Origin of the sequence: Salmonella sp. NW722 (assembly GCF_051702785.1) — a bacterium.
GTDB lineage: Bacteria > Pseudomonadota > Gammaproteobacteria > Enterobacterales > Enterobacteriaceae > Salmonella > Salmonella enterica.
Map to the genome: position 1 here is coordinate 373,622 of NZ_JAMMIN010000004.1, position 12,498 is coordinate 386,119.

The 12,498-nt window shown below is 51.2% G+C and carries 8 protein-coding genes; 2 read left to right on the forward strand and 6 right to left on the reverse strand.

Translation table 11 applies throughout. From position 1 onward, the window contains the following. Positions 1-22: 22 nt before the first annotated feature. Complete coding sequence (gene yaiW / locus NA330_RS12115; protein WP_001271418.1) at positions 23-1,117, reverse strand: surface-exposed outer membrane lipoprotein YaiW; 1,095 nt, start codon at positions 1,115-1,117, stop codon at positions 23-25. Between the two features lie 14 nt (positions 1,118-1,131). After that, the gene (gene sbmA, locus NA330_RS12120) at positions 1,132-2,352 is read right to left on the reverse strand and encodes a peptide antibiotic transporter SbmA (protein ID WP_000477023.1); all 1,221 of its coding nucleotides are present in this window, start codon (positions 2,350-2,352) and stop codon (positions 1,132-1,134) included. Between the two features lie 346 nt (positions 2,353-2,698). Here sbmA and ampH point away from each other — a divergent pair, with 346 nt between their 5' ends. Beyond that, positions 2,699-3,856 carry a D-alanyl-D-alanine-carboxypeptidase/endopeptidase AmpH gene (gene ampH, locus NA330_RS12125; RefSeq protein WP_000830777.1) on the forward strand — a complete coding sequence of 386 codons (1,158 nt, stop codon included), beginning with the start codon at positions 2,699-2,701 and terminating at the stop codon, positions 3,854-3,856. A 44-nt stretch (positions 3,857-3,900) separates the two neighbouring features. On the opposite strand, the gene iprA is transcribed toward ampH, so the two are convergent. Together iprA and NA330_RS12135 are read right to left on the reverse strand one after the other, a co-directional pair. Next, the gene (gene iprA / locus NA330_RS12130; protein WP_000950242.1) at positions 3,901-4,524 is read right to left on the reverse strand and encodes a hydrogen peroxide resistance inhibitor IprA; all 624 of its coding nucleotides are present in this window, start codon (positions 4,522-4,524) and stop codon (positions 3,901-3,903) included. A gap of 85 nt (positions 4,525-4,609) precedes the next feature. Beyond that, complete coding sequence (locus NA330_RS12135; RefSeq protein WP_023242202.1) at positions 4,610-7,495, reverse strand: autotransporter outer membrane beta-barrel domain-containing protein; 2,886 nt, start codon at positions 7,493-7,495, stop codon at positions 4,610-4,612. Between the two features lie 512 nt (positions 7,496-8,007). On the opposite strand from NA330_RS12135, the gene hemB reads away from it, so the two are divergent. After that, positions 8,008-8,982 carry a porphobilinogen synthase gene (hemB, locus tag NA330_RS12140; RefSeq protein ID WP_000130728.1) on the forward strand — a complete coding sequence of 325 codons (975 nt, stop codon included), beginning with the start codon at positions 8,008-8,010 and terminating at the stop codon, positions 8,980-8,982. A 103-nt stretch (positions 8,983-9,085) separates the two neighbouring features. Here hemB and prpE read toward each other — a convergent pair whose 3' ends face one another. Both prpE and NA330_RS12150 read right to left on the reverse strand, forming a co-directional pair. After that, positions 9,086-10,972 carry a propionate--CoA ligase gene (prpE, locus tag NA330_RS12145; protein ID WP_023242203.1) on the reverse strand — a complete coding sequence of 629 codons (1,887 nt, stop codon included), beginning with the start codon at positions 10,970-10,972 and terminating at the stop codon, positions 9,086-9,088. 40 nt (positions 10,973-11,012) lie between these two features. Further along, the gene (locus NA330_RS12150) at positions 11,013-12,464 is read right to left on the reverse strand and encodes a bifunctional 2-methylcitrate dehydratase/aconitate hydratase (protein ID WP_000107068.1); all 1,452 of its coding nucleotides are present in this window, start codon (positions 12,462-12,464) and stop codon (positions 11,013-11,015) included. Between the last annotated feature and the right edge of the window lie 34 nt (positions 12,465-12,498).

Sequence of the window (12,498 nt, forward strand, 5' to 3'; positions counted from 1 at the left end):
AGAAAATATCCCAGCGCGGAATTTATCGCCCCATACAGCGCGCCCGCCGCTCATCAACTCGTTTAGCAAACCAGGCGGTCGTCAGCTTGCGCGTGATCTTCGGACTTTCCAGTTGAATACCGGGCAACATTTCCCGCGCAAGCGTCTTGCCCGTTTTGGCCTCGGCCAGTTTATAGACTTTCTTGTAGAGCGCCGTTTTTTCAAACGCCAGGCTATCGCCTTTCTCCAGTTGGCTGCGAATTTCACGCTCACTCATTCCCAACTGCCCTGCCAGTTTGCGCACCGCTAACTCTGTTTTGCCCGGTTCCTTGCTGTTATAACGAATCAGATCGCCATCCAGCGCCAGTTTTACCCCACTGGCTTTACTGACGGCATTCTGGAACGCAGCGTTACGGCTGGCGTACCATCCCGCGTTGAAGTCGGCGAAGCGGAAAACAGGCGCGCTGTAGTTCGCCGGGTAATTCAGCAAATGGTAGGTTCCAAACCACAATCCGCCACGGCGCGTAAAGACCTCCTGACGTACCGTACCCGCCATCTTCCACGGATAGCCTTTCGCGTGCTGTTCGGCAAAGGCAATGCTGACCTGCATCGGGCCGCCCGTATGCACCGGGTTATATGAGCCAAATAGCGTCTGCCCCATAGGAACCATATTGATAAAATCGTCAAAAATAGCGCTAAGCTGTTTTTCGGTTTTTACCGTGTCCAGGCGTTCGCTATAGCTCTTGCCGTTGGGGGAGTTAATTTTCAGCGCGGTGTGCACCAGAAACAGCGGAATGTGTAGTCGTTCAGCGCGGCGATCAATCTCCTGCCAGGCGATTTTACTTAGCCCCGGCACGACAGGATCCGCCTGATAACCGGACTCCTGCTGGGCGACAGCCAGCACCGAACAGATATTTTCTACCGTCGGCGCCAGCCCCTGGCTCTTAAACGTTGTCGCGATATCTTTCGCCCAGGCCTCTCTGTCTTTGACACTGGCCGGCATTTTCTGACGTACTACGCTTGCCACGTCGACAGGCTTCTCGCCCTTGCTCACCGGCTGCCCGGATTGACTACTACAGCCAGCCAATATGGCAACCGCCAGAAAAGGCAGAGGATAAAGACGGGACGCCGCCGACATAACGTTTCCTTCTGTTAGCTAAAAGAGTGGGTCACTTCCTGAACTGGCTGACCATCCAACTGACGTTCAAAGCTACGTAAACGTTTATAAATAGACATCAGCTCCACCAGCGTCGTCCAGGAGTTAATCAAATACTGGAACGAACCGCGCACCTGGCCAAACACGTTGGTGATTTGCGTCATCAGCCCCAGCGTAATCGTACCGGCAACAATGGAAGGAAACAGCAGGAACAAACCGAAAACGTTATCGACCTGCAAATAGAGAATGCGCGCGATGTTGAAATACATATAGTGAAAGTAGAGACGGAAGTAGTTATGGCGCACCGCGCTAAACAGTTCACGGACGGTGGGCGGCGTGGCGCGGCTGGCGTCATCTTCACCGTAGACCAGCTCCTTACGATAAGCGGCTTCCACTCGCTGATTTTTAAATTCCAGCCCCGGCAATTTGATCCCGACGACCGCCAGCAGGCCCGTCCCCATTAATGACCAGACTATAGCGGCAATGACCAGGCCGTAAGGGATATGCCCTACGATGGGTAAATCCGGCACATGCGCTGACAGGGTGACCAACACCGGCAGAAAGGCGATAAGCGTCATGATGGCATTGATAAAACTCACGCCCATGTTCTCCAGTGTAGAGGCAAAACGCATGGTGTCTTCCTGCACACGCTGGGCGGCCCCTTCGATATGGCGCAGGTACTGCCAGTGCGCCATATAGTGCTCATTCATTGCGGTACGCCAGCGAAATACATAGTGGCTGACAAAGAAGTTGTTCAGCACACCGATCACCACGGCGATAAGCGCAATACCGAGAAACACCCCCACTTCATGATAAAATTGACCAAGAGTGACCTTGTGCGGCGAGCTGAGCGCCGTTTGAATCAAATCATAGAATGGTGCGTACCAGGCGTTAACCGCAACGCCAACCTCCACCAAAAACCAGGTGACAAAAATAATGAGCGAGGTGCCAAGTATCGACCAGTACTGCCAGCGGTGCGGGCTATAGATGAACCAGAACGTTGCAAATAATCCCACGCAAATCAGGTAATAAGCATAAAAAATCAGATAGTCCAGCGACCAGAAGCGCGCTGCGCTGATAGGCACTTCATCGGATGCCCCTACAAGTCGCGCCACCCAATCTCCTCCTCCCGCCTGCCAGAAAATGACGGCGATCAGCGCCCAAACAAACGCCGACATGAAAAACGGCCCTGGCTTTGGGAAAAAAGATTTAAACATCATGCTCTCCTGCTAACTTCTTATCTTTATTACGGCTGCTGTGACGGCGGCAATAGCACGCCATGCCCACGCAAATGAAAGGGCTAAACCAGGCATTGTGACCTACGTTGTGACGCTTAGTTCGCATTTCTGCTCAACAGAATTGTTTCGACGAGTTTCATACACAGCAGGCACGCTGACGCTATCAGGTTATCACAAGCGCTCTATCACAAAAGTAAACATTCTCCATCACGAAAACCCGCCGTTACGTTTTTTCACCCACTTTTTTCTCTTTAACGTTTTGCAATGTGCCGCCGGGTAGTATAAATACGCATAACCACCGTTATTTCACTTATGGACATCACCGTTGAAACGTAGTCTGCTTTTTACTGCCATGCTGTTTGCGGCATCACTTACTTCTGTCCAGGCGGCTCAGCCGATTGCCGATCCGGTTTTTGCCTCTGATATCGTTGATCGTTATGCCGAGCATATCTTTTATGGTAGCGGCGCCACGGGCATGGCGCTGGTGGTGATCGACGGCAATCAACGCGTGTTTCGTAGTTTCGGTGACACCAGACCGGGAAATAATGTTCGTCCACAGCTTGATTCGGTCATTCGTATCGCTTCTCTCACCAAGCTCATGACCAGTGAAATGTTGGTAAAATTGCTCGATCAGGGAACGGTAAAATTAAACGATCCGCTCAGCAAATATGCGCCTCCCGGCGCGCATGTCCCGACGTATCAAGGCACGCCGATTACGTTGGTCAACTTAGCGACCCACACCAGCGCGCTTCCGCGAGAACAGCCCGGCGGCGCGGCGCATCGTCCGGTATTTGTCTGGCCAACCCGCGAACAACGCTGGAACTGGCTCTCCACAGCAACGTTAAAAGTCGCGCCAGGCTCGCAGGCGGCCTATTCCAATCTGGCGTTCGACCTGTTAGCCGACGCGCTGGCGACCGCCTCCGGCAAACCTTATACGCAACTGTTTGAAGAAAAGATTACCCGCCCGCTGGGAATGAAAGACACCACGTTTACCCCCTCTCCCGATCAGTGTAAGCGTCTGATGGTGGCAGAAAAAGGCGCAAGCCCCTGTAATAATACGCTGGCAGCCATTGGCAGCGGCGGGGTCTATTCTACGCCAGGAGATATGATGCGCTGGATGCAACAGTATCTGTCGTCAGATTTCTATCACCGTAGCCAACAGGCCGATCGTATGCAAACGTTGATTTATCAGCGCACACAGTTAAAGAAAATCATTGGGATGGACGTACCGGGTAAAGCCGACGCGCTCGGTCTGGGCTGGGTCTATATGGCGCCAAAAGACGGACGTCCTGGCATTATCCAGAAAACAGGAGGCGGCGGCGGTTTTATTACCTATATGGCGATGATCCCGCAATATAATATTGGCGCTTTTGTGGTCGTAACCCGTTCCCCCCTCACTCGTTTTACCAATATGAGCGACGGGATTAACGATTTGGTTACTGAGCTAAGCGGCAATAAACCGATTGCTATTCCTGCATCCTGAGTCGTCGCGCCTCGCGCTATATCAGACGAGGCGCAACATTCTTGTTAATATTCGGAGGGCAAACGGTTAATACTGATCAGTTTGCCTTTATTCATTTCAATGTAATTACCCTTACGCAGGGCCGCGAGAACTTCCGCCACCACCGATCGCGATACGCGCGTTCGTTGATGAATATAATTCATAACACCAATACGTGAGCGAAGTTCTTCATCCCACTCAATCATTGTCATTAACGTCGCACGAATTTGGTCGTAAGAATTATTACCAATGAGCTGCTTGTCACGAAGTTCCAGTACCTGACTTTTCCATACTATCCAACAGAAGGCTTCACGCCACAGTTGGTTTTGCTCAATGATGGCAAGAGTTTGTGATGATGAGAGGCGATAACCAATGCAACCGCTCTCCGCAATTAATTTATATTGTGCCTCTTTTTTCGCCACACCATCGGCTAAACCGAAAATAAAGGGGGCCTGCACAATACCAATAAGAACTTTATCACCGCGAACTAACGAAACAACCCCCTCTAAAATAACAAAGGTATGGGTATTACTTTCATCAGGTGAACAGATAATCTCTTTATCATTAACAAACTCGAAACGCGTACCATGCTTAGAAAGGCATTTATCGAGTCTGTAGAATTCCTGTAGTGGCTTGCTTAAAGATAACATATGCATTCCTTGCAATAATGCCCGTCAAGTCCTTGACGGGCATTTTTCAGTTTAAATTACCTTTATTTCTCCTGAGAGAAAATGATTACCAGGTATATTTAACACCAACGTTTGCAGACCAGTCTTGATCAACATCACCGCCGCCGAGGTAGTTAGCATCGGTGTAGGCGCTGAAGTTCTTCGTGAAGCTGAACTGAGTACCCAGACCAACACGTACCGCAGAACCTTCTACGCCGTTGTCGATAGAGTCGCCGTTTACGTCAGCATCGTTGTTGGAGTCGTCGTAAACGTAAGCCAGTTTGAAGTACGGGGTCAGCGCCTGATCTTCGCTGTAAGTGAAGGTATAACCTGCATCTACACCGAGTTCATAACGCATGCTGTCGTAAGACTGACCGTCAACTTTCATGTCGTTGCTCAGCTGGTAGTCGTCGCCAGACTGGAACAGACCGGATACGCTGCCGTAAGGCGTTACGTAGCCTGCATCACCCAGCTTCAGATCATAACCCAGTTTCAAGCCAAAGCCCCAGGCGTCAGAAGAGGTGTTGCCGTCAACGTAAGTACCGTCGCTCATGTTAGCAGACAAATCGTTGTTGAAGTGAGAGTAGCTTAAGTTACCGTCAACAAAGATGTTGTTTGCGAAACGAGCGGAAGAGTAGATGTAGGCAGACTGGCTGTCCTGATCCACCTGACCGGTACGATCGCTCAGATCGCCTTTCGCGAAGCCTGCTGCCGCACCAACGATCCACTTAGCGTTGTTACCGTCAACTTTGGTATCAACACCGACCATGATGCCATTAACATCCTGATCGTAGTTAATGGTGCCGTTGTCGCCGTTGAAGTTACCGCCGAAGTAGCTTACCCATGCGCCGCCGTTATCCGCCAGGCCATGACGAGCGTTGGTCAGACGAGTACCAACGGTGTCTTGTTCCAGGTTCCAGATATTGGTGTTCGCAGAAGGAATGCTCAGCGCCATGTTAGCGTAGTCGGTCAGTTCCATCTGTTCCAGCACGACAGTGTTGCCTTCCTGCTTAGCCTGATAGGTGTAAGCACCCAGGTCAGCTTTGTTTGCTGCAGAGAAGGTCGCGTCGGTGTTTATGTCATTGACATAAATCAGCTCGTTGCCTTTGTAATCCGCAACAGAACCGGCACCAGTAGCGTTGTCGATGCGCACTTTATAGTTACCAGTTGCGGCTACAACGTTGTCAGTGGTGCTACTTGCATCAGCCTCGTCACCATTGTTGATATCGCCGTTACCATTGATAGTCAGGTGACCGTCAGAGTTCATCGCAACAACGCCGTAACCGTAGTTAGCCTGAGTAGTATCCCAGGTACGGTCGTTCACCAAATCGGCATTTAGGGTATAGTCATTGCTATGAATGTTGAGCACACCAGCATAAACATTGCCATTATTATCCGCAACGTTACTGCTAGTCAGTTCTAACGTATCAGTATCAATGACGCTATCTGCGTTTGTATTGTTGGTTTGAATATCTAACATACCACCGTGAGTTACGGTAATAGTATTAGCATACAGTGCATCATCACTCCATGCACTGCTGACATCATCAGCCAAAGTAACTGTACTGAAAGTATCAACGGTCAGGTGATCAGTATCAACGTAGCCACCTTCCCCGATGTTCATAGCTGAACCACCGTTTAGAGTAATGGTATCAGCGGTTAACTTGGAGCCATTAGCAACATCAACCTGAGAGCCGCTATTTACTGCTAAGGTATCTATTACAGATGTTTTTGTGGTATCCCACTCAGATCCATTATTCAAGCTGACGTCAAAGATACCGCTCTGGAAGGAAGCAGCACTATTAACACGTCCCCAGGCATCATAATTAGTCGAGTCTGGATCTAAGCTATTGGCATCAACATCATAGAATTGCACTGGATCCATTGACTGTGAATCATTAAACGCCGCACCAACCCATTTAGTGTTATTCAGGGTCAATGTCAGGTGATCAACGTTTTGATCATCATCTGCCCAACCACCATTCGTATAGACGGTAGTGGAATCATCGACTAAACGGCCGTCAGAATAGAAATTATAATTCCAGGAGCTCTGAAGGACGACATCCCCCAGTAACTGCGAGTCGGTAAACGTAACGTTGTTTACCATACGGTAATTTGAATAAGGATCGTCAACAAAAGCTAAAGCAACATCATCTTTATTCCAACCATTGCCATTATAATCGCTTGGTTCACTTGAATTGCCAAAATGGCCTTGTTCTTCATCTTCGGACCAAGAACCTGAAGTTACAGTTGAATTCGCTACGTTAATAGTGTTATCCCACTGATGTGCTTCGGTTGTATATGTTGAATTGCCAAGATCTTTTTGGTAAAGAGCAATACCAGCCACATGAGAATTGTTAGTAATATTAATATTACTTTCAACATCAAGGGTTATAGCAGTGCCTAAACCAGCAGTAACCAATTTGTCATAATCGGTTTTGACTGTTTTTCCATCAGAATCGAGATAGGTATCAGTGAAGTAAAACGCCTCAAAGTCATCATCGATTGTAGAATTAGAAATGTTTAGATTAAAAGTATCATCATCAACCCAATCATGGGTCGTATAATCACTACCGTTAGTCCAAACATATTGACCGTAGCCAATCTGGTAAGAAGTAATCATACCATGAATGGTTGAGTTGGTAACATCCAATGTATTCGCAGTATCATTGGCGTAATCATGATTCAGATAAAAAGTTGAAATGACGCCATTTACAGTGTCACCAGTAAATTTTGTATCAAAATAGCCGCTATCACTAGCTGGGGTATTGTAGACATAACCACCATAAGTTAGATAGTCATGATCGTTGGTATTATCCCAGCCAAAAACAGTGGCTGCATCGTCATGGTACCCAAAAGTATCATATGTAGTAGCATTCGCCTGAGAAGTGATTGCCAGAGTGCAAGCCAATGCTAATTGTGAGACTACAAGTTTCTTTTTCCAGGAGTGCATTTGTCATCCCTCCTCAGGGACGTAATATAGTTGATCCATCAATTATCAATGCATAAAAACATACAGATGTTTAGCAAGAAGGATTATGCGGCGTCATTGCTAAAAGGTTCAATTATTCTTTATCCTCAGTCCGGATTCGGACATGAATTAAAAAGACGTAATAAAAGGAAGTTTTATAATTGAAAAGCATTCTTTTTCATGACCTTACAAGAAAACAAAAAAACAAAATACATATAATATAAATATGGATTAAAGAAAAACAAAATAAACATGAATAATGTTAAAACCCTCATTTACTTAAATGACGATGAAATAAAACTAAAAACAACGTAAAACTAATTCTTATTTAAAATGATATAGTGCCTGAGGTATTAATCTTCAGTATATAAAAGAAGCGCCATGTTCTGCCGCAGCCGGGGCTGCGCCTGCTACGTTAAGGACCGTTTTCGTAAAACATCTGCCTGCAGATTCAGGTATACTGGGCCTTCGATTCCACAAACATCAGGCAGACCATGACAGACCTTATCCATCGCCCTCGCCGCCTGCGCAAATCCGCTGCGCTGCGCGCTATGTTTGAAGAGACAACACTTAGCCTGAACGACCTGGTGTTGCCGATCTTTGTTGAAGAAGAACTCGACGATTACAAAGCTATTGATGCCATGCCCGGCGTAATGCGTATCCCGGAAAAGCAGCTGGCGCGAGAGATTGAACGTATCGCAAATGCTGGCATTCGTTCCGTTATGACCTTCGGCATTTCTCACCATACTGATGACACCGGCAGCGATACCTGGAAAGAAGACGGCCTGGTGGCAAGAATGTCCCGCATCTGTAAGCAAACCGTACCGGAGATGATCGTCATGTCCGACACCTGCTTCTGCGAATACACCTCGCACGGCCACTGCGGCGTGTTGTGCGAACACGGTGTGGATAACGACGCGACGCTGGCCAACCTCGGCAAGCAGGCCGTTGTCGCGGCGGCGGCTGGAGCAGATTTTATTGCGCCCTCCGCGGCCATGGATGGACAAGTCCAGGCTATCCGCCAGGCGTTGGATGCCGCCGGTTTTACCGATACGGCAATAATGTCCTACTCCACTAAGTTCGCCTCTTCTTTCTACGGCCCCTTCCGTGAAGCAGCGGGTACCGCGTTAAAAGGCGACCGCAAAACGTATCAAATGAATCCGATGAACCGCCGTGAAGCGATTCGTGAATCACTGCTCGACGAAGCCCAGGGCGCGGATTGCTTAATGGTGAAACCGGCCGGCGCGTATCTGGACGTGCTGCGTGAAATCCGCGAACGCACAGAGTTGCCGCTTGGCGCTTACCAGGTGAGCGGTGAATACGCCATGATTAAATTTGCTGCTATGGCTGGCGCCATCGATGAAGAAAAGGTCGTGCTGGAAAGTCTGGGCTCGATTAAACGCGCCGGCGCCGATTTGATTTTCAGCTACTTCGCACTGGATCTGGCTGAGAAAAATATTCTGCGTTAATTCTGTTACAGGGCGGCGCGCTGCCGCCCTTTCCCGACGTTACACCCCACTATTCAGTCGCTGAGCCTGACCCGTTGCCGGACGCGGCTTATCCGGCTTACGGCTATTCCTCGATCGCCTGGCGAATTTGCTGCAACGACGCGAGATCGTCAATGGTTGTCAGATCGCCCGGATCGCGGCCTTCGCAGATCGCCTGGATCGTGCGGCGAAGCATCTTTCCGGAACGCGTTTTGGGAAGCTGCGAGACAAACCAGACATGCGCCGGACGACCAAAGTGACCGATCTGGTTGTCCACCAGCGCCATAATCGCGTTTTCCTCATCGCGCGCCGCCTCGCGATCCGCCAGCGTATCGCTCTGCTTCGGAATGACAAACGCCACCGCTACCTGCCCTTTCAGAGCGTCTTTTATCCCCACTACCGCCACTTCCGCTACGTTCGGGTAGCTGGAGATACTTTCTTCTATTTCTCGCGTCCCCAGCCGATGACCCGCAATATTAATCACATCATCGGTACGGCCCAGAATAAAGTAATACCCCTCGGCGTCGCGGATCCCCCAGTCGAAAGTGGCATAAACCTGACGGTTAAACAGCGACCAGTAAGTCTTCACAAAACGCGCATCGTCGCCCCAAATAGTCTGAATACAGCCCGGCGGCAGCGGCCCCTCGATCACCAGCATCCCCTTTTCATTTATGCCGCAGGGCTCGCCGGTGACTTCATTGAGTAGCTGGACGTTATAACCGTACATCGGCACCCCGGGACTTCCCAGACGCGGCGGCCTGTCATCCAGCGCACGCGCCAGCGCCATGATCGGCCAGCCGGACTCCGTCTGCCAATAATTGTCGATAACCGGCACACCCAGCGTCTCCGTCACCCAACTGGCCGTCGGCTCGTCCAGCGGCTCACCGGCCAGATAAAGCGCCTCCAGCGAGGAGAGATCGTGATTGCGGATTTGCGCCGTCGGGAATTTTTTCAGCACGCGAATCGCGGTCGGGGCGGAAAACATCCGGTTAACCTGGTATTTCTCGACAATTTTCCACCAGACCCCGCAGTCCGGGTACGTCGGCAGTCCTTCGTAAACAATAGTCGCCATGCCTGCCAGCAGCGGCGCGTAAACGATATAGGAGTGGCCGACGACCCAGCCGATATCCGATGCGCAAAAGAATACGCCGCCCGCCTTGCCGCCAAAAATGGTGTCCATCGAGGTTGCCAGCGCCACCGCATAACCGCCGACGTCGCGCTGGACGCCTTTCGGTTTGCCGGTAGTGCCGGAGGTGTAAAGAATGCATGAGGTTTCATTGGATTCCAGCCACTCCACCGGCACGCTCGCGCCGAGATGCTGCTGGCGCAACGTGGCAAAATCCAGATCGCGCCCATCCACCCACGCCATTTTCGCCAGCCCTCTGTCCACCAGCAGAACGTGTTTCGGCTGATGCTGCGCCTGCGCAATAGCGTCATCGAGCAGCTTTTTATACGGCAGGATTTTACCGCCCCGCGCTCCGGCATCCGCCGACACAATCAGCGCCGGTCTGGCATCGTCAATCCGCGCCGCCACGCTGTGCGAGGCAAAACCGCCAAAGACCACCGAATGGATCGCGCCAATGCGCGCGCAGGCCAGCAGCGTTATCTGCGCTTCGGCAATCATCGGCATATAGACCAATACGCGATCGCCACGCTGCACGCCCAGCGACAGCAACATGGCGGCCACAGCGTTGACTTCATCATGCAACTGGCTGAAGGTAAATGTACGCTCTTCATCGGTCTCTGATGAGACGGCAATCAGCGCCAGCGCCTCCGGCTGTTTATCCAGCCAGCGGTCAACGGCGTTATGACATAAGTTAGTAGTGCCGCCGCAAAACCAGCGGGCAAACGGTGGACGGCTATGATCCAGCGTCTGCGTAAACGGCTGTCGCCAGTCGATACGTCGGGCCTGCTCGGCCCAGAACGCCTCCGGTTCGTTAATGGAACGCTGATAAAATTCGCTAAAAGACATCACGCTCTCCTGTTGAACTTACGCCTTACTGCTGGCTGGTTCAGATGACATATAAATCGAGGTATTCGTTAACCGGCATCTGCTCCAGGCGGGCTCTGTCCAGGGAGACATCCAGAATGCGTTGCTGCTGGCGAGTCGGGAACTGACGCGCCAGGTTAATTTTAAATTTTTCGATAAGCTTCGGAATACCGTCGGCGCGGCGACGCGCATGACCAATCGGATACTCCACGACAACCTCGCCAAAGCGTGAGCCATCAGTAAACTCCACGGTGATCGCATTGCCGATAGCTCGTTTTTCCGGGTCGTGATAGTCGGCGGTAAAAGCCGGGTCCTCATAACACACGATTTTCTCGCGCAGGGCGTCAATACGCTTGTCCTGCGCCACCTCATCTTCATAATCCGCCGCGGTTAACCGTCCGAACAGCAGCGGCACGGCGACCATATACTGGATACAGTGATCGCGGTCCGCCGGGTTATTGAGTGGGCCTTTTTTATCGATAATGCGAAGACAGGCTTCGTGGGTACGGATGGTCACTTTCTCGATATCCGCTGCCGTTTTGCCCGCGGCCTGCATCTGCTCGTACAGCGTCATCGCCGCTTCGACGGCGGTTTGCGAGTGGAATTCGGCCGGGAAAGAAATTTTGAATAGCACGTTTTCCATCACGTAGGAGCCGTAAGGACGCTGGAAACGGAACGTTTCACCTTTGAATGAAACGTCGTAGAAGCCCCAGGTTTTGGCGGTGAGCGCCGAGGGATAGCCCATCTCGCCGGTTTTCGCCATCAGCGCCAGACGTACCGCGCGCGAAGTCGCATCTCCCGCCGCCCAGGATTTGCGCGTACCGGTATTCGGCGCATGACGATAGGTACGCAGCGACTGGCCGTCGACCCACGCCAACGATACCGCGTTGAGGATCTCATCGCGCGTCAGCCCCAGCATTTCAGCGACCACCGCAGTCGAGGCCACTTTCACCAGCAGCACATGGTCAAGCCCGACACGGTTGAAGGCGTTTTCCAGCGCGATGCAGCCCTGAATTTCATGGGCTTTGATCATCCCGCTCAATACCTGTTTCATGGTCAGCGGCGCTTTGCCGGCGGCGACGGCGTTGCGTGACAGCCAGTCAGCCGTCGCCAGAATACCGCCGAGGTTATCAGAAGGATGGCCCCACTCGGCGGCAAGCCAGGTATCGTTAAAATCGAGCCAGCGGATCATCGCGCCAATGTTAAAGGCTGCCTGTACCGGATCGAGCTGAAACTGGGTGCCCGGCACGCGTGCGCCGTTGGGCACCACCGTGCCTGGCACGATTGGCCCAAGCAATTTTTTACAGGCCGGGTATTCCAGCGCTTCCAGACCACAGCCGAGCGTGTCGAGCAGGCAGTAATGCGCGGTGTCGTACGCCACCTTTGAGGTGATGTCGTAATTCATAACGTAATCAACGATATCAACGATTTCACGGTCAAAGTCTGGGCGGATGTTCAGTTCTTGGGTAGACATAGGGTACGTTTCCTGCGTTTTATTTTTAATAAGA